Below are 17981 nucleotides of genomic sequence, written 5' to 3' on the forward strand. Positions count from 1 at the left end.
GAAAAACTGCGGCGCATCGTCAGAATGCGCCGCAGCGGTTGCCACGTCCTGTCGCGGCAGGCAATCAGGCCTGGCCGGCCTTGCGGCGGCGCGACATGAAGCCCAGCAGGCCCAGGCCGGCAACCAGCATGGCCCAGGTCTGCGCTTCCGGCACCGGCGAGATGGTCAGCAGCGTTTGCGACGTCAGCTTGTCGCTGGCCGGGTCTTTGCTGATCAGGCTGGTATAGCTGTAGGTGTTCTTGATGGCGCCGCTGCCGTTGGCAACCTTGAGCATGGCGTCCGCCTCTTTTACGTAGGCGTTGTTCAGGTTGCGGAATTTCAGCTCGCCGTCCAGCAGATTGCTGTTGTCATTGTTCAGTTCCCACAGCGCCAGCTGGAATGCGGCATAGCTCTTGCCGGCGATATTGGTGGTGGCGGCCTCATAATAATTTTCGTACAGGCGCTTGATGGAATCGGACGCCGCGAAGACGCTGCTGCTGTAGCTGTTGGCCTGGTTGGCGACAGCGACTTTCGGATCGAGGCAGAACGCCAGGAAGGTGTTGCTGTTGTAATTCACGGTCCACAGCACCGCAGTGATGGCGCTGCCGTTGCCGAACGCGCCATTGGTGGCGGTGGTGACGATCTGGCTGCCGGCGCCGGTGGCGCTCAGATTGGCTGTCGGCAGAACCGGGGTTGCCAGGGCGCTGCCGCTGGCCAGGGTGAACGCAGCTGCGGCAACGCCGGCGCGGATGATCATGTGCATGGATTTTTTCATTTTATTCAATCGTTATCAGGTTGGGGAGGCGCCGCCTGCGGACAGGGGCGCCGAACACATCAGCCAGGCGGATGCGGCCTGGTAAAACAGGACATCAGGCAGCCATTTCCTGGGGCTGTGCGTGTGCCATGGCGCGGCGCAATACTTCGGCCGCTTCCGCTACCGCACAGGTCGCTGTGGCGGCGTCGACAGTGGCGGCAGGCGCGGCGGCCACGGTCGTGACCGTGCCGTCCTGGCCCAGCACCACGTCGAGCGACTGGTCGTCGCGCAGCAGGTCGGCCATGCTCGGCAGCGTGACACCGGCCGCAGCCGCGTCTTTCGCGTCGACATTGAAATACACGTCCGTCATGTCGACCGATTTGCCGTCTGCCAGCGTGGCGCTGCTGCGCTCGAGGTGCAGGTTGTTGTTGGCGTCGAGGAATGGCACTTCCGTGTACGACACCGTCAGGCTGCTCACGCCAGCGTCGTGCATCGACAGCAGCTCGCCGTCGTCCGTCACGCCGTTGCTGTTGGCGTCGCGCCAGATGCGCAGTTCGGCAAAGCGGTCGTCACGGGCGTCGACGACACCATCGCCGTTCGAGTCAAAGCTGGACAGCTTGGCGAAACCGGTACCCTTCTCGTTGCCGCCAAACAGCTCGGAAATGCTGTCGATCTTGCCGTTGCCATTGTTGTCGATGGCCAGCAGGCCGTCCTGGGCCGAGACCCAGCCGGTCTGGATGGCGTGGCCGGTGCCCAGCAGGTCGAAGCTGCCGTGGAAGTTTTCGCGGGCGATGGTGTGCACGCCGTCGCCGTTCAGGTCGATCACGATCGGCGTGATGGCGGCGTCCCAGCTCATGTCATTCTGGCCCGAGCTCAGCTGCAGCACATCGGTACGCACCACGTTGGCGTAGGAGCCGTCGCTGTTGACGTCCGAATCGATATTGTCGTTGCTGCCGACGTTTTTCGCACCCCAGCGCCAGCTGTTCATCGAATAACCGGCGTGCATGACATTGGTCTTGTCGAATTTGAGCGAATAGCTGCCCGGATCGAGGTCGGCAAACTTGTAGTTGCCGCTCGAATTCGTGTAGGTGGTCGCCAGCAACTGGCCGCTGCCCGAATACAGCTGCACCTTGATGTTGGCGATGCCCGCTTCGTTGGCGTCCTGCACGCCGTCGTGGTCGACGTCGCGCCACACCTTGTCGCCGATGCTGGCCTTGCGGTAGATGCCCGCATCCCAGCTGGTGGCGTTCTGGCCGGCAGCCAGGTTGATCAGGCCGGTACGGCCGCTGCTGTCGACATCGGAGTCGCTGCTGTCCGAGCCCAGGTTCGACTTGGTGTAGTAGAAGCCCGACGGACGCACCACTTCCACCTTGTAGCTGCCGGCCGCCAGTTTGTCGAACAGATAATTGCCGCTGGCATTCGTGGTGGTGGTGGCAACCACCTGGTTGTTCGCGTTGAGCAGGTTGACTTTCACGCCAGCCACGCCCACTTCGCCCGCATCCTGCACGCCGTTGTAGTTCTTGTCTTCCCACACGCGGTCGCCGATCGAGGCGGTGTTTTTCCTGACCAGGCCGGCATCCCACTCCATCTGGCTGTCGCCCGATTTCAGCGTGATCATGGTGGTGGTCATGCCGGTGGCCGGATTGACGTCCGAATCGGTGGCGTAGCCGCCCACATCGGCCTTGGTAAAGCCATAGCCGGCCGGCGGCACGAAGCCCAGGTAGTAATTGCCCGGCGCCAGGCCGGTAAAGATATAGTTGCCGCACGAGTCGGTGGTGGTGGTCGCCACGACCGCACCTTGCGCGTTGTACAGCTTGACGGTCACGCAGGCCGCGCCGTCTTCGCCCTTGTCCTGCACGCCATTGCCGTTCGTGTCGTACCAGACGCGGTCGCCGATCGAGGCGGTCTTGTACAGGCCGGCGTCGAGATGGCTGACATTCTGTCCGGCTGCGACCGCGACCTGGCTGCTGTTGCCGGCCGCATTGATGTCGCTGTCGAGCGTGTCGTTGCCGCCGGCGTCCTTGACGGTCGCCAGATAGCCTTTCGGCGCCACCACCGCGATCGAATACGTGCCCGGATCGACATTGAAGTTGTAATAGCCGCTGGCATTGGTGACGGTCGAACCGATCACCGTGCCGGCCGCGTTTTTCAGCTTGACCGTCACGCCGGCGATGCCCGCTTCGCCCGCATCCTGGACGCCATTCATGTTGGCGTCATGCCAGACGCGGTCGCCCAGCGTGGCTTGCGCGACTTTCGTGCTGACCAGGCCCGCATCGAGGTCGCGGTGGCTGTCGCCGGAAGCGAGCAGCACCTGGCCGGTCTTGCCATCGGCGTCGGCGTCGGAATCGCGCTGCCCGTCCGTACCCTGCGACGGCGCCGTGAAGCCATAGCCGGCAGGCAAGGTGGTCTTGTCGAACTGTACGCTGTAGCTGCCCGGCTTCAGGTTGGTAAACAGGTAGTTGCCATTCGCATCCGTGACCAGCGGGCTGCCGACGGCCTTGCCGGCGGCGTCCAGCAGGATCACCTTGACGCCGGCCACGCCTGCTTCGCCGGCGTCCTGCACGCCGTTCTTGTTGGTGTCGAACCAGACGCGGTCGCCCAGCTCGGCGCCGCGGTACATGCCGACGTCCAGGCTCAGGTCGGTCTCGCCCGGCGCCACCGTCACCGGCACCACGCTGCTGCCGGTATTGCCGGGCTGCTGCAGGGTCGGCGTATAGCCGGTGGGCGTCACCACGGTGACCGAATAGGTGCCCGGATTGACGTCGAAGTGATAGGCGCCGTTGGCGTCGGTGGTGGTGGTGGCCACCAGTTCGCCGGTGGCATCCTTCAGTTGCACCACCACGTTGGCAATGCCGGCTTCGCCTTCATCGCGTACGCCATTGGCATTCTTGTCTTCCCAGACGAAGTCGCCCAGGTGCGCCGGCGGCACGACAAAGGTCAGGTAATGTGGCGCGCTCAGGTCCTGGGCATTGCAGCCTTCGGTGCCGCCATCGTCGCGCACCTTGAAACCCAGGTCGAAATTGCCGGCGGCCGTCTGGCTTGGCACGAATACCAGGTTGCCGGCGCGGATATCTTCCACGGCAATCTCGGTGCCGGCCACGACGGCAACGCCATTGAGCAGCACCTGGCCGGCACTGGTCGGATTGGTGATGACCACCGACTTGAAGGCATTGCCTTCCACGTCGTCATGGAAGCCGAAGTCGCTCTCGGCCAGCACCACGCTGCCGCCGTCGGCCAGCGTGAAAGTCTTGTCGGCCGCATCGGGCGCATCGTTGACGGGGTCGATCACCACCTGCAGCGTCAACTGGATCATGTCGCCGTCGCCCTTGTCGACCATGACCTGGATCGTGGTGAAACTGCCGTTGTAATTGGCGGCCCACTCGCCGGGACGCACATAGACGGTATCGGCGTCGAGCATGCCGAACAGCGGCGTATTGCCTTCCGACTCGGTATCGTCCGGCAAGATCACGACGAAATCTTCGATATTGAGCGCGCCCTTCGCGGTGTAGCCGGCCTGCGCCAGCAAATCGCGGATATCGAGATCCTTGTTGACATCTTCGCAGACGTGAACGGTGGTGGACAGATTGTAGGTGGTCATGCAGCTGCTCCTGGTTGGGCAGGAGTGCTGTGTGCCGGGCTGCACTGAGCCGGGCCATGGAAAATGGCAAAGGTATGCGACATGATGTGGGGCTCCAAGAAAGTGTACTGATAATGAAAACCTGAAGCCGGCCACATCTGCATGCATTGTCAGGGGATACGTGGGCCAAGCAACACAATCATGCGATCTGGGATGATTGTTTGTATTACATTTAAGTTATCGCAATTATATTTGAATTATTTCGCCAAGAGAATTGTTTTTTGATAATTTTATAGGGAGATTGATAATTACCGTTGCATTCCAGGGAATTAAGGTGACCATCTTGACAAATGGCGAAATAGCAAGATGTCGTATTCTGCAAGGCCGTGCCGCAAGAATTGCTGCCGCGCTTCTCGCGCGGCGCCACAATGGCCTACAATCTCGGCATGAATCAACTTACCCTCGTTCTTCCCTACGCCCTTCCCCTCGCCGCACTGGCAGGCGACCTGATCAAAGCGCTGCAAACCCCGTCGCTGGCAGCGCTGATCTCGCGCACCGCCGCTTCCAGCCTGCTTGAATTCGACAGCGCCACCCGCGTGCTGCCGCACGAAGCATGGCTGGCGCATGCACTGGAGCTGGCGCCGCCGGCCACCGGCGACGATGCGCAGGCGCCGTTCGCCGCCGCCGCCATGCGCGGCTATGGCCTGCCGACGGAACCTGGCGCGCGCTATTTCCTGGTGCAGCCCATCCATATCGAGATCGCCCGCAAGCACCTGACCATGCACGACGCGCGCCAGCTGTCGCTGTCGGATGCCGACAGCCGCGCCCTGTTCGCGCTGGCGCGCCCGTATTTTGACGACCTGGGCCAGCCGCTGTCTTACGGCGACGCCCACACCTGGTTCATGCGCGCCGATGGCTGGAGCGACCTGCGCTGCGCCACGCCGGATGCCGCCACCAGCCAGAACCTGGCTGACTGGATGCCCGAAGGCGAGCACGCGCGCGCCTCGCGCCGGCTGCAAAACGAGGTGCAGATGCTGTGGCATGAACACGCCATCAATGAAGACCGCGAGGCGCGCGGCCTGAAACCCGTCAATTCCTACTGGCTGTGGGGCGCCGCCGAAGCCCGGGCCAAACCCGCCACCTGCGCCGGCGCCCTGCACGTGAGCGCCGCACCGGGCTGGCTGGCGGCGCTGGCCGAACCGGGCCGGCGCGACGTGGCGCCCGCCGCCATCCTTGCCGGCGGCGCCGATGCGCTGGTGCTGCACGCCGGCCTGATCGAATCGGCGCAGGCGCAGGACTGGGGCACCTGGCTGCTGCAGATGCAGGAACTGGAACAGCTGTGGTTCGCGCCACTGCTGGCGGCATTGAAGGATGGCCGCCTGGGCCAGCTGCGCCTGGTGCTGAGCCACCGCGACGCCTGGCTCGACTGCACTACCACGCGCAATGCCCAGCGCAGATTCTGGCGCACGATTTCCCTGAACAAGTTGACCTCATCATGACCCGTACCCGCATCGCCACCCGCCACTGCCCTTACCGCGAATCCGAACTGCTGCGCCAGGGCGGCGTCCACCCTGTGCTGGCGCGGCTGTATGCGTCGCGCGGCCTGTCCGACGCGGCCGAACTGTCGAGCGAACTGACGGCGCTGATCCCGCCGGCCGGGCTGCTGCATATCGACGCGGCCGGCGTGTTCCTGGCCGACGCGATTGCCGCCGGCAAGCGCATGGTGATCGTCGCCGACTACGACTGCGACGGCGCCACCGCCTGCGCCGTGGCCCTGCGCGGCCTGCGCGCGATGGGCGCCAATGTCGACTTTATCGTGCCGAACCGTTTTGAGTACGGCTATCGCCTGACGCCCGAGTTCGTGGAGCTGACGGCGCGCGAAAAGTCGCCCGACATCATCATCACGGTCGACAACGGCATCGCCAGCATCGACGGCGTGGCCGAAGCGAACCGGCGCGGCATCCAGGTGGTCGTCACCGACCATCACCTGCCGGCCGACACGCTGCCTGACGCCGCCGTCATCGTCAATCCGAACCAGCCCGCCTGCGGTTTTCCGTCGAAGCACCTGGCCGGCGTGGGCGTGATGTTCTATGTGCTGCTGGCCTTGCGCGCGGAACTGCGCCGGCGCGGCGCGTTCGAGAGCACGCCACAACCCAAACTCGACAACCTGCTCGACCTGGTGGCGCTGGGCACGGTGGCCGACGTGGTACGGCTCGACACAAACAACCGCATCCTGGTCGCGCAGGGCTTGAAACGCATGCGCAAGGGTCACATGCATGCGGGCGTGGCGGCGCTGTTCCGCGTGGCCGGGCGCGAAGCGCGCAGCGCCACGCCGTTCGACCTGGGCTTTGCGCTGGGACCGCGCCTGAATGCGGCCGGCCGCCTGCAGGACATGTCGCTCGGCATCGAATGCCTGATCACCGACGACGAGGGCCGCGCCTGGGCGCTGGCCCAGCAGCTGAACGACATCAACATCAAACGGCGCGAGATCGAAGCGGAAATGCAGGACGCGGCGCTGCTGCACCTCGATCATTTTGAACCGGCCAGCAGCAGCACCATCAGCGTGTTCGACGCATCCTGGCACCAGGGCGTGATCGGCATCGTGGCCTCGCGCCTGAAGGAAAAATTCTACCGCCCGACCATCACGTTTGCGCCGGGCGCCGATGGCTGGATCAAAGGCTCGGGCCGCTCGATCCCCGGTTTTCACCTGCGCGACGCGCTCGACCTGGTCTCCAAGCGTGCGCCCAGCCTGATCGACAAATTCGGCGGCCACGCGATGGCGGCGGGCCTTACCATCCGCGCCGATGCGTTCGACGCCTTTTCCAGGGCGTTCGAAGCGGTGGGCCAGGCCTGGCTCAGCCAGCAGCAGCTCGAACGCGTGGTGGAAACGGACGGCCCGCTGGAAGACGCCTATTACACCACGGCGTTTATCGAACTGATGGACGGCCAGGTGTGGGGCCAGGGCTTTGCCCCGCCCGTGTTCTGCGACGAATTTCGCGTCGTCAGCCAGCGCATTTTGAAGGAACGCCACCTGAAACTGCTGCTGGAAAAGAACGGCGTGCGTTTCGACGCCATCTGGTTCGGCCATACCGATGCGCTGGGCGAACGCACGCGCGTCGCGTTCCGGCTCGATGCAAATGAATACAATGGCACGACCAAGGTGCAGCTGATGGTGGAGCATGCGGAGCCGGCCTGATCCAGGCCGCTTATTGCCGCAACTCAATCCCGATCGCAATAGCCAACATTTCCCCTGAGTAAAAGTGTATCAAGTAAGTCAGGCAGCCGCCGGTTGCCGCTTACCTGGAGGTGGCATATGGAATACGGGGGATTCTGGCGCCGGCTGGGCGCGTTTGTTGTCGATGTAGTGCTCATGCTTCCTGTCGTGGCCACTGTGGTGTATTGGGGTCTGCCCAAGAGCCAGTTTTTCCTGATGTATTGGCTGATACCAAGCATCGCAATCAACGTGGCCTACAATATTTATCTCGTCAAGCGCTGGGGTGGCACGCCAGGGCTACTGGCATTCAAGCTGCGTATCCGCATGCTCGACCATGCTCCGGTGACGCTCAAGGCCGCAGCCATTCGCTACAGCGTATTGCTTGTGCTGAGCACACTTGCCGCGATTGGCGGCATTATTGGCAGCTTGCACATCGACGAAGCAGCCTACTTTTCCCTGAGTACGCCCCAGATATTGGCGGAACTGGCGCGCTTGCAGCCCAGTTGGTCCAGGGTGACCGGGCTTGTCATGCAGCTTTGGTTGTATGGCGAGTTCATCTGCCTCTTGCTTAATAAAAAGCGTCGCGGGCAGCAGGATTTCATGGCAGGCACCGTTGTAGTCAAAGCGCACTCGCTGGCGGCCAGGGAAGCTGCGTTAGCGAGTCCGGCGCCCTGAACCAAGCCGCATCACGTCACACACCATTGCCACGCATCCTGTCAATTTTCCAAAAATGGAGTACTATTAATCCATATAAGGAGCGATCATGAATCTTGCCTATGCTTATCCGAAGAGCCGCTTTGAACCGGCGGTGCTGGTAGACCTGAACGCCAAGGCCGAGCGCGAGCGCTTGTCGCAGGCGGCGCTGAAAGGATTTTTCAAACTGGCCGCCGCCTGGAAGCTGCGCGACGACGATGCGCGCGAGCTGCTGGGCGGCTTGTCGAGCAGCGCCTGGTACGAGTGGAAGAAGAACCCGGACCGGGTGCTGGAAGTGGACCGCATCACGCGCATCTCCTATCTGCTCGGCATTTACAAGGCGCTGCATATCCTGTACGGCGACCAGCTGGCCGATGAATGGGTCAGCCTGCCGAACAAGAATGCCATCTTTGGCGGCCGCACGCCGTTGTCGCAAATGCTGGCCGGTGGCCTCTTGGCGATGCAGACGGTGCGCAAGCTGCTCGATGCACGGCGCGGCGGACTGTAAGCGTGGCGCGCTCACAGCATGACGGCCTGCCGCCCCGCTCGGCGCTGCGCCAGATCGATACCTGCCGTTTGATCCCGTCGCGCTTTGCCGACATGGAAGACTCGGTGCTGGCGCCGTTGGCCGAGGACGACGGCCACCTGGCCGAGCTGTTCGAACTGGACAATGCGACCAATGCGCGCCTGGTAGCCGAGTACGGCGGTGCGCCAGGAATTGGCGTGGACGAGCTGGTTTTTGGCGTGCCGCACTTTCGCATCATCAACGCCGCCTTCACCTATGCAAGGCCGGAAGGGGCGCGTTTCAACGATGGCGAACGGGGCGCATGGTATTGCGCGTTCGACATGGAGACGGCGCTGGCCGAGATCATCTTCCACAAGACGGTCGAATACCAGGAGATCGATTATTTCACCGACAGCGTCAGCTACCAGTCGCTGCTGGCCGATTTTTCCGCCACCTTCCACGACCTGCGCGGCCAGCCACGCTTCCAGGCCTGCCTGGACCCGGCCAGCTATATCGCTTCGCAGGAACTGGCGGCCGCCCTGCTCGAAGCCGGTTCGATGGGCGTGATCTTTCCCAGCACGCGGCGCGCGGCCGGCACCAACCTGGCCTGCTTTCGCCCTGCCCTGGTCGGCAATGTTCGCAAAGGCGCGGCCTATCGGTTAACATGGCAGGGTACGCCCGTGCCGCGCGTCGAGACGCTCTGACGTCTCGGCCCAGGCCAGGCATCTTACCTATTCAACCAGATTATTCGCATGCAAACCAACCCCGAAAAAGATACCGACCTGCGCCTCAAAGTCAACAGCGAAACGGCCCGCCTGCCGTGGCGCGAGCTGGAAAAGCATTTTGCACAAGGCAATGTGGTATGGATCGCCAACGAACTCGACCTGGTCGAGGTGGCGGTGCGCATCTCGCACGACGACAAGATCACCATCACGCAGTGGATGGCCGACGGCCAGCTGGCCAAGGTCTCGGACCAGCAGGCGCTGGACTGGCAGGCGGCCGATGCGTCGCTATGGGCGGTGGTGGTCAGCCCCTTCATCCTGGTGCAGCAGGAAAAGCCCACCAGGCATTGACCTCTACAGGCTGCGCTCAAGCATCAGCCGCAGCAGCGCACTGCCCGGCGTGGCCGTCATGCTGTCGCTGGCGCCTTGTGCGTCGGCATACGACTGTCCCTGTTCCTGCTTCTGGTGCAGCAGGTTGGCCAGCGACAGCCGTACCCGCGTTTTGCCATCGGGCTGCCATAGAGCAAAGGCATCCACCGTGCGCCGCACGCCTGCGTAGCTGGAGGACCGGGCGTCGAGGCGCGCCCATCCGCCCGTCTGCAGATTCAGATTGCCTCCCATGCTGGCCACCGGCGACAGCCGATAGTCAAATCCCAGGTTCAAGGTGGCCGGCACCTGGCTGGCCAGCCGGTTGCCCGGCCCCGGCACGGCGTCAACACTCGACCAGCTGCGCGCCGCGTTGGCGCGCAGGTCGATCTCGGGTGCACCAGACAACCAGGTGCGCAGCGGGAACTTCAGATCCATCTCGATGCCGCGCACCTGCGCCTGGCCGTGATTGAACGGCGTGGCGATCCAGACGCCGTCCTGCACATACAAGTGCTGCAGCGTCACGTCGCTGATGCGGCGCGCAAACGCCGAGACGCTGGCCACGCCGCTCTTGCCGAAGTAATGTTCATATGCCGCGTCCAGGCCCCACGCCAGCTCAGGGCGCAGCGTGGGATTGCCCTGGAAATCGGGATTGTTCGGGCCATTGGCGTTATTGACGGTGTAACGGCGCGGCACCAGGTTGCGCGTGGTGGGCGCCTTGTAGGTGCGCGCCAGCGCCAGCCGCAACTGGTCGCGCTGGCTGCGCGGCAGCTTCCACAACAGCTGCGCCACCGGACTCCAGACGCTGGCGCGCGTGCGCACTTGCGGCAAGGTGCGCCCTTCGGTGGCGGTGCGCAGGCCTTCCCGGCGCACGCCCGCGTACATCTGCAGCTGCGGCGTCACGTCCCATTCATCCTGGGCGAAAAGGGCCAGGCGGCCGACATCGGCCGTATAGTCTTCGTCGAGTGCATACGGCAGGCCACCGGCATAAAACGTGTCGCGCTGGTGGCGCGCCTCGCTGCGGCGGATCGCGCTGCCGTCCCAGCCCAAGCTCAGGGCATGTCCTGCTCCCAGCCGCGCCAGGTATTTGCCGGTACTGGTCACGCTGTCGTCGATGGCGTCGGACACCACGGCGCGCAGCAGCAGCGGCGCGCCATCGCCGCCGCTGCCATGAAATGCATAATCGGTATCGCGCCGGTTGTGATTGACGCCCAGCTTGCCGGTCAGCTGGCCGGCCGCGCCAAACGCATGCACCCAGCTGATATCGCTGCGCGCCGAGAAAATGCGCGCCTGCGAGGCGACGCGGTTGCGCGGATAGGCGCTGGCCGGCCCCAGCGCCACGGTTTCAGTGGCTGTGCCTGCAAAGTCCGTGTGATACCAGTCCAGCAAGCTGAGCCATGTCAGCGTATCGCCATTGGCCAGCGTCCAGTTCAAACGTGGCGTCAGGCTGGCCTTGTTGACGGACGCCGCATTGCGCGCCTGGCTGCGGCGCAGGCCTTGCGGCTCGCCCGAGGGCGCAGTGGTGCGTTCGGCGGTGGCCGGGGAAGTGTCGTCGGCGCTGCGGTCCAGCGCGCCCGTCAGCGCATAGGCAAAGCCGTCCGACTTGCCGGCGATGCGCAGCGAGGCGGATGGGTTCCAGCGCCCGTCGCTCCGTCCCGTGCCCAGTTTCCATTCGCGGTCCAAGCCACTGGCGCCCTTGCGCAGCACCAGGTTGATGCTGCCGGCCACCGCCTGCATGCTGTATTCGGCCGTGGCGCTGCGCAGGATCTCGATGCGTTCGATCATCTCGGGCGCGATCGATTCAATCGAAAAACCCGGTGGCGCAGCATCGCCATTGATCAGGATTTGCGTGTAGCCGGCACCCAGCCCGCGCATGCGCACCTCATTGCCGGCCACCGATACGCCGGGCTGGCGCTTCAGCACGGCGGCCAGGTTGTTGTCACCATACCGGCCAATCTCATCGCGGCCGACAATGATCCGGGCGGCCGTGTCGCTCTCGCGCTGCGCCGCGCCGCTGGCGGCGGATACTTCCACTTTTTGCAGCACGCCATCGTCGGCGTGCACCATGCTGGACAGCAGCAGAAAACCAAAAGGAGCATACCTGAAATTGCTGCACATGAAAGCCGATCTACACTGCGTGAGGAAGGGCGCAGTGTAGAGGATTTGACAAGCCAAAGCCAGTTTTTCCGCCCGTCTGCTGCAGCGGGTGTGCGCAGAAACATGGTCTATCGTTTAACATGGCAGCCACTCTATTACAGCCAACTGATTTTGCATGCCAACCAAGCCGGATACCCCTACTTTGCGACTGCGCACGCTGATCGATGCGGCCGCCATCGACCGCATGGCGCCAGAACTGGAACAGATCTTTCTTGCCAGGCTGCTGGAGAACCGGCTCCGCGGCGGCGTCGAACAGCGCCTGCAGGCCAGCGAGCGGCAGATGCACGAGGCGTTTGCGCGCTCGCCCAGGCTGCATGCCGTTATCGTGTGGGGCAGCGCCATCGGCCTGCCGATCGCCCTGGCCTTTGCGGCGAACGGCGGCCTGCTTCTGCATGGCTATCGGCTTGACCTCGCCTGCATGGCCTTGTTCGCTACGCTGCTGGTCCTGCTGGTGCTGGTGCCGCGCGTGATTGTCTGGCAACGGCAGCCGTGGCAACGGCTCTGGCGGGCGATCGCGCGGCGCATCGCCGCCAGGCAGCTGAACAGCGCGCGTGCGCTGGCGCCGTTCGAGGCGCAATATGACATAGACGACAACGTCGTCACCTATACGCGCATCACGGCGGCATCCACCACAGTGAGGTGGACCCGCACGCTGGCCGGGCGGGCGATTTTCGGCAACGGCTACACCCTGTTCCTTGAACCCGCGCCGTCGCTGCAGTGCGTGTTGCTGCTGCACGCACCCGATGCCCGCTTCGCGCAGCGGTTTGCTCAGTGCCCGCCGCCCAGGTAAGCGGCAATCACCTTCGGGTCGGTTTTCAGGCTCTCGGCCGGCCCATGCACGGAAATGCTGCCGTTTTCCAGTACGTAGCCATAATCGGCCACATTGAGCGCCGCGGCGGCAAACTGCTCGACCAGCAGCATGGTCACGCCCTCTCCCTTCAGGCGGGTGATGATCCTGAATACCTCTTCCACCAGGATCGGCGCCAGGCCCATCGACGGTTCGTCCAGCAAAATCACTTCCGGATTGAGCATCACGGCGCGCGCCATCGCCAGCATCTGCTGCTCGCCGCCGGACAGGGTGCCTGCCAGCTGGTGCTGGCGCTCCTTCAGGCGCGGAAACAGCTCCAGCGCCTTTTCCAGGTCATGTTTGATATTGCCCTTGGGCCGCGCCCGCGTAAAGCGGGGAAACGCGCCCAGCAGGAGGTTGTCGGTGACCGACATCGAGGCAAACACGCGCCGCCCTTCCGGCGAATGGGCCAGGCCGGCGCGCGCGATTTTATGCGAATCGAGGCCCGTCACGTCCTTGCCACCCAGGGTCACGCTGCCCGATTTGGGCTTGATCATGCCCGAGATGGCGCGCATGGTGGTGGTCTTGCCGGCGCCGTTCGAGCCGATCAGGGTCACCAGCTTGCCCTTCGGCACGTCGAGCGAAATACCGTGCAGGACTTCGACTTTGCCGTAGGCGGCGTGCAAATTATTGATGGTCAGCATGGTGTTCCTCTCAATGCTTTGCGGTGGACAGGGTTTCTTCGCTGCCGCCCAGGTAGGCTTCGATCACTTTCGGATCGCTCTGCACCGCGCTCGGAACGCCCTCGGCGATCTTCTGGCCGAAGTCCAGCACGGTGACCACATCCGACAGGGCCATCACCACGTCCATATGGTGCTCGATCAGGATAATCGTGATGCCGTGCTCGCGGATCTTGCGGATAATCGCCATCAGCTCCTTGATATCGGGCGCCGTCAGGCCGGCGGCCGGCTCGTCGAGCAGCAGCAGGCGCGGATTCAAGCCCAGCGCGCGGCCGATTTCCAGCAGCCGCTGCTTGCCGTATGGCAGGTTGCGCGCTTCCTCGTTGGCCAAGTCCGCCAGGCCGACGAATTCGAGGATGCTGGCGGCCCGCGCGCGCGCCGCCTTTTCCTCGCGCTTGTAGCGCGGCGTGTGCAGCATCACGTCCAGCACATTCGAGCGGAAGGTGTTGTGCAGGCCCACCAGCACGTTTTCGGTGGCCGTCATCTCGCCGAACAGCTGCACGTTCTGGAACGTGCGCGCCACGCCGCCGAGCGCGATTTCTGACGGCGTGCGGCCCGAGATCACGGCGCCGGCGAACTCCACCTTGCCGGCGGTCGGCTTGTAGATGCCGGTCAGCACATTCATCATGGTGCTCTTGCCCGAGCCGTTCGGCCCGATCAGGCCATGCACGGAGCCCTGGGTGACATTCAGGTCGACCTGGTTCAGCGCTTTCAGGCCGCCAAACTGCATCAATGCCTGCTCGACGCGCAGCAAGGTCGCGCCCTGCTGTCCGCCCTGCGCGTGATCGAACGGCGCCACGCCGCTGGACGCGACGGCCTGCACATGGCGCCGGCCCTTGCCGACAAAGCTCATCAGAAAGCCGACGATGCCGTCCTGCAGGTAGTACACGACAAACAGGGTCATCAGACCGAAGATGGTCAGGCGCCAGTCGACCATATTGTCGAGCTTGTAGGAAAACGCAGCCAGGCCGATGGTGGCGACCACCGGCACGATCACGCCGCGCACGGTGCTGCGCTTTTTCGCCAGCATGAATGCCGAGCCGATCACGCCCAGCACCGCGGCCGCCACCGCGATCTTGCGGAACAGCTCGATGTCCGAGAGCAAGCTGGGCAGCATGACGACGATCAGCGCGCCGATCAGCGAACCCGAGCGGGTCTTGCGGCCACCCATGATCACGGCCAGCAGGAACAAAATCGTCGGCTCGAAGTTGTAGGTATTCGGTGAAATATATTCTTCCGAATAGGCATACAGGCTGCCGGCCAGTCCCGCAAAACCGGCGCTGATGACGAACGCGTAGACCTTGTAGCGGTACACCGACACGCCCATGCAGTCGGACGCGATCGGGCTGTCGCGCAGCGCCTCGAACGCGCGTCCCAGGTTCGATTTCAGGATGCGGTGCACGACAATCAGGGAGACCACCATCAGCACCGCCACCATATAGTAATACTCGACCTCGGACAATTTATGGCCGAACAGCGACGGCTTGTGGATCTTGATGCCCATCGGGCCTTCCGTCAGGAAGCTCATTTCATTGATCAGGATTTGCACGATGGTGCCGAACGCCAGCGTCACCATGGCCAGGTACGGGCCGGTCACGCGCAGGGCCGGCAAGGCCAGGATGGCGCCGAACAGGGCCGCACCCGCGATACTGGCCGGCATGGCCAGCCAGAACGGCAGGCCCAGCTTGAACACCAGCGCGCCGGTGGCATACGAGCCGATGCCGAACAAGCCGGCGTGGCCCAGCGACACCTGGCCCGTATAGCCGACCACGATATCGAGGCCGAACAGCAGGATGGCGTAGATCAGGATGGTTTCTGCCAGGTGGATATAGTAAGGATTGGGAATGACGACCGGGAACAGCGCGAGCACGGCCAATCCCAGCACGCTCAGCGCCAGCTTGGTGATGTTGTTCATATGCTCCTCAGACTTTCTTGATCGCGGCTTTGCCGAACAGGCCGGACGGCTTGATGGCCAGCACCAGCAGCAGCAGGAGCAGGCCCGGCACTTCCTTGTAGCCGGTGGAGATGTAGTAGCCGGTGGTGGTCTCGGCAATGCCCAGGATCAGGCCGCCGACAATCGCGCCCATGCCCGAGGTCAGCCCGCCGATAATCGCCACCGCAAACGCTTTCAGGCCCAGCGAGGCGCCCATGGTGGCGCCGGTCAGGGTCAGGGGCGCCACCAGCACGCCGGCAAATGCGGCCGTGGCGGACGACAAGGCGTAGGAAAACGTGATCACCATGCCCGTGTTGATGCCCATCAGGCCGGCCGCATCGCGGTCGTTGGCGGTGGCCACCACGGCCTTGCCATAGATCGACTTGCGGTTGAACAGCTCGACGGCCAGCATGATGGCCAGCGCGCCGATAATCACGGCCACCTGCATCTGCTGCACATTGGCGCCAAAGACCTGGAACGGCGCCGAACTGAGCGGTGACGGAAACATCAGGTCATCCTTGCCCCAGATGTTTTCGGCCACGTTCTTGAAGATGATGGCCAGCGCGATGGTCGACATGATCCAGCCGAATTCGGACTTGATCCTGATCGCGGGCCGCACGCCGATCCACTCGACGAACACGCCCTGCAGCGCGCCGAAGGCGATCACGACGGGGATCATCAGCAGGTAGCTCATGTAGGGGCCGCCGTGGATGCTGCCCACCAGCGACAGGCCGACCAGCGCACCGAGCATCAGGGATTCGCCCTGGCCGAAATTGAGCGTGCCGGAGGTGGCAAACGTGAGTTGATAACCGAAGGCGATGACGGCATAAATCATGCCCAGTGCTACGCCGCTGAAGACGAGCTGCAGGAAGATTTCCATGGTATTCCCCGGGTGGCGGCAGGAAACTAGCTGCCGACGGACGACAAAAGAATGGCCAGGCTGGAGCCTCTCGGGGAGTCACTCAGCGCTGGCCACAGGGCAAGTCAGAATCGGGCGTGCTTATTTCGCCTGAACCACTTTGCCATCCTTGACTTCGCCAAACACCGTCAGGTCGGCGGTGATCGCCTCATGGTCGGTCTTGCTGAACGGCTTGTCGTAGGTGGTGACGGCGCCTTCCACTTTTTCCGTCAGGTTTTCCAGCGCGGCGCGCACTTTCGGGCCGTCCGTGCCGCCGGCCTGCTTGATGGCGGCGGCCAGCAGGTAGATCGAATCGTAGCCTTGTGCGGCCGACACGGCCGACGGCATGCGGCCACCCGACGGCTTGTAGGTGGCGACATAGGCGTCGATAAAGGCCTTGCGCTTCGGCGTGCTGGCATCCTGGATAAAGGTTTGCGGCATGCGCGTACCGTTGCCGTTCTTGCCGGCGTTGTCGATGAAATTGCCCATGGCCAGCGTCCAGCTGCCGATCAGCGGCACTTTCCAGCCCAGTTTTTCCATGCCGTTGGCGATCTGCGCCAGTTCCGGGCCGATACCGTAGGTCAGCACCACTTCGGCGCCGGCCTGCTTGGCTTTGAGCAGCTGGGCCGTCATGTCGACGTCCTTGATATTGTATTTCTCGACCGCCACGGCTTTCAGGCCCTTCTTGTCGAGTGCTTTTTCCAGGTCTTCGCGGCCCAGCTGGCCGTAGTTGGTGGAGTCGGCCAGGATCGCCACTTTCTTGAAGTTGCGGCGCGTGACGGCTTCCTCGACGATCATGTGCGACTGGATCTGGTCGCTGGCGGCATTGCGGAAGATATAGTTTTCAGGCTGGTCGGCAAACTGTTTGGTGACGATCGAGCCGGTGGCCACATTGTTCATCACGGGAATCTTGGCTTCCTGGTAGAAGCGCTGCGAGGCCAGTGCCACGCCGGTGTTGATATAGCCAACGGTGGCGGCGACTTTTTCCTTGTTGATCAGTTCCTGGGCGATCTGCACGCCGCGTTCGTTTTTCGCTTCGTCATCGCGCTCGATCAGCAGCAGCGAGCGGCCCAGTACGCCGCCCTTGGCATTGATTTCCGCCACGGCCAGCTTGACGCCGTCGCGCATCGACACGCCCATCGGCGCCGAGCCGCCAGTGAACGGACCGGACACGCCGATCTTGATGGGGTCGGCTGCCACAGCCGCTTGCGAGAAACCCAACACCAAACTTGCTACCAGCAATTTCTGTTTGAACTTCATTTTGTCATCTCCTCTGATACAACGTTTTTGAACCACTTATTTTTATAGTCGTACGCTGGAAAACCGCCCCATCGATAAATCATTGTAGGTTAGTAATTTGGTACCAGCAACAACTACGTATGACGCGACGCAGCATGGGGAAAACGCGAAATAACGACAACATTGTCAGTATTTTGTAAGCAATATATGGCGCAAATGCGGCGCGCATGACTTGCCGGAACATGCATTCGCATAACGCAAATTTCCTTGAAAACGCCGCGCGCGACCATGATCTTCGTCAATTGCGAACTGATCCAAACTGCTAAGGTCAGCTGTGGCCGACGCATCCGCGCCAGCCTGTCCACCCGCAGGAGGTGATATGCAACGCCTTGCCGCTTACTCCGTCCGCACTTGTCT

At 63.2% G+C, this 17981-nt stretch carries 14 protein-coding genes; 7 read left to right on the top strand and 7 right to left on the bottom strand.

The window, feature by feature from the left end:
* Positions 1-64 precede the first annotated feature (64 nt).
* Positions 65-742 (bottom strand): PEP-CTERM sorting domain-containing protein, encoded by a 678-nt coding sequence (locus RTQ46_RS09290; protein WP_312436081.1) that lies wholly within the window; start codon positions 740-742, stop codon positions 65-67.
* 106 nt (positions 743-848) lie between these two features.
* Positions 849-4331, bottom strand: a complete 3483-nt coding sequence (locus tag RTQ46_RS09295) for an SdrD B-like domain-containing protein (RefSeq protein WP_312436082.1) — start codon at positions 4329-4331, stop codon at positions 849-851.
* A gap of 425 nt (positions 4332-4756) precedes the next feature.
* On the opposite strand from RTQ46_RS09295, the gene RTQ46_RS09300 reads away from it, so the two are divergent.
* The 6 genes from RTQ46_RS09300 to RTQ46_RS09325 all read left to right on the top strand — a co-directional run bounded on the left by RTQ46_RS09300 (position 4757) and on the right by RTQ46_RS09325 (position 9795).
* Positions 4757-5809, top strand: coding sequence for a hypothetical protein (locus tag RTQ46_RS09300; RefSeq protein WP_312436083.1), 1053 nt, complete (start codon positions 4757-4759; stop codon positions 5807-5809).
* Positions 5806-7506 carry a single-stranded-DNA-specific exonuclease RecJ gene (recJ, locus tag RTQ46_RS09305; RefSeq protein WP_312436084.1) on the top strand — a complete coding sequence of 567 codons (1701 nt, stop codon included), beginning with the start codon at positions 5806-5808 and terminating at the stop codon, positions 7504-7506. Before RTQ46_RS09300 ends, recJ begins: the two co-directional genes overlap by 4 nt.
* A gap of 117 nt (positions 7507-7623) precedes the next feature.
* Positions 7624-8199 carry an RDD family protein gene (locus RTQ46_RS09310; protein WP_312436085.1) on the top strand — a complete coding sequence of 192 codons (576 nt, stop codon included), beginning with the start codon at positions 7624-7626 and terminating at the stop codon, positions 8197-8199.
* Positions 8200-8287: 88 nt separating this feature from the next.
* Positions 8288-8725: an antitoxin Xre/MbcA/ParS toxin-binding domain-containing protein gene (locus RTQ46_RS09315; protein ID WP_312436086.1), complete on the top strand. Its 438-nt coding sequence runs from the start codon at positions 8288-8290 to the stop codon at positions 8723-8725.
* Between the two features lie 2 nt (positions 8726-8727).
* Complete coding sequence (locus RTQ46_RS09320; protein WP_312436087.1) at positions 8728-9426, top strand: RES family NAD+ phosphorylase; 699 nt, start codon at positions 8728-8730, stop codon at positions 9424-9426.
* A 48-nt stretch (positions 9427-9474) separates the two neighbouring features.
* Positions 9475-9795 carry a DUF2288 domain-containing protein gene (locus RTQ46_RS09325; RefSeq protein WP_312436088.1) on the top strand — a complete coding sequence of 107 codons (321 nt, stop codon included), beginning with the start codon at positions 9475-9477 and terminating at the stop codon, positions 9793-9795.
* 3 nt (positions 9796-9798) lie between these two features.
* Here the strand turns inward: RTQ46_RS09325 and RTQ46_RS09330 are convergent, their stop codons facing one another.
* A complete protein-coding gene (locus tag RTQ46_RS09330; protein ID WP_312436089.1) occupies positions 9799-11877 on the bottom strand; it encodes a TonB-dependent receptor domain-containing protein in 2079 nt (692 codons plus the stop codon).
* A 232-nt stretch (positions 11878-12109) separates the two neighbouring features.
* On the opposite strand from RTQ46_RS09330, the gene RTQ46_RS09335 reads away from it, so the two are divergent.
* A complete protein-coding gene (locus RTQ46_RS09335) occupies positions 12110-12757 on the top strand; it encodes a hypothetical protein (RefSeq protein ID WP_312436090.1) in 648 nt (215 codons plus the stop codon).
* Here RTQ46_RS09335 and RTQ46_RS09340 read toward each other — a convergent pair.
* The 4 genes from RTQ46_RS09340 to RTQ46_RS09355 all read right to left on the bottom strand — a co-directional run bounded on the left by RTQ46_RS09340 (position 12736) and on the right by RTQ46_RS09355 (position 17585).
* Positions 12736-13458, bottom strand: coding sequence for an ABC transporter ATP-binding protein (locus tag RTQ46_RS09340; protein WP_312436091.1), 723 nt, complete (start codon positions 13456-13458; stop codon positions 12736-12738). The genes RTQ46_RS09335 and RTQ46_RS09340 overlap by 22 nt on opposite strands.
* Positions 13459-13468: 10 nt before the next feature.
* The gene (locus RTQ46_RS09345) at positions 13469-15409 is read right to left on the bottom strand and encodes a branched-chain amino acid ABC transporter ATP-binding protein/permease (RefSeq protein ID WP_312436092.1); all 1941 of its coding nucleotides are present in this window, start codon (positions 15407-15409) and stop codon (positions 13469-13471) included.
* Positions 15410-15416: 7 nt separating this feature from the next.
* A complete protein-coding gene (locus RTQ46_RS09350; protein WP_312436093.1) occupies positions 15417-16307 on the bottom strand; it encodes a branched-chain amino acid ABC transporter permease in 891 nt (296 codons plus the stop codon).
* A gap of 120 nt (positions 16308-16427) precedes the next feature.
* Positions 16428-17585 (bottom strand): ABC transporter substrate-binding protein, encoded by a 1158-nt coding sequence (locus RTQ46_RS09355; RefSeq protein WP_312436094.1) that lies wholly within the window; start codon positions 17583-17585, stop codon positions 16428-16430.
* Positions 17586-17981 lie beyond the last annotated feature (396 nt).

The sequence above is a fragment of the Janthinobacterium sp. genome, from assembly GCF_031995485.1.
In the GTDB taxonomy this organism is placed as follows: domain Bacteria; phylum Pseudomonadota; class Gammaproteobacteria; order Burkholderiales; family Burkholderiaceae_D; genus Janthinobacterium.

Bases quoted from the DNA above. Each gene is read 5' to 3' on its own strand.
- RTQ46_RS09330 (WP_312436089.1), bottom strand. From the start codon at position 11,877: ATGGTGCACGCCGACGATGGCGTGCTGCAAAAAGTGGAAGTATCCGCC.
- RTQ46_RS09350 (WP_312436093.1), bottom strand. From the start codon at position 16,307: ATGGAAATCTTCCTGCAGCTCGTCTTCAGCGGCGTAGCACTGGGCATG.
- RTQ46_RS09315 (WP_312436086.1), top strand. From the start codon at position 8,288: ATGAATCTTGCCTATGCTTATCCGAAGAGCCGCTTTGAACCGGCGGTG.
- RTQ46_RS09345 (WP_312436092.1), bottom strand. From the start codon at position 15,409: ATGAACAACATCACCAAGCTGGCGCTGAGCGTGCTGGGATTGGCCGTG.
- RTQ46_RS09300 (WP_312436083.1), top strand. From the start codon at position 4,757: ATGAATCAACTTACCCTCGTTCTTCCCTACGCCCTTCCCCTCGCCGCA.
- RTQ46_RS09340 (WP_312436091.1), bottom strand. From the start codon at position 13,458: ATGCTGACCATCAATAATTTGCACGCCGCCTACGGCAAAGTCGAAGTC.
- RTQ46_RS09355 (WP_312436094.1), bottom strand. From the start codon at position 17,585: ATGAAGTTCAAACAGAAATTGCTGGTAGCAAGTTTGGTGTTGGGTTTC.
- RTQ46_RS09295 (WP_312436082.1), bottom strand. From the start codon at position 4,331: ATGACCACCTACAATCTGTCCACCACCGTTCACGTCTGCGAAGATGTC.
- RTQ46_RS09310 (WP_312436085.1), top strand. From the start codon at position 7,624: ATGGAATACGGGGGATTCTGGCGCCGGCTGGGCGCGTTTGTTGTCGAT.
- RTQ46_RS09290 (WP_312436081.1), bottom strand. From the start codon at position 742: ATGCACATGATCATCCGCGCCGGCGTTGCCGCAGCTGCGTTCACCCTG.
- RTQ46_RS09325 (WP_312436088.1), top strand. From the start codon at position 9,475: ATGCAAACCAACCCCGAAAAAGATACCGACCTGCGCCTCAAAGTCAAC.
- recJ (WP_312436084.1), top strand. From the start codon at position 5,806: ATGACCCGTACCCGCATCGCCACCCGCCACTGCCCTTACCGCGAATCC.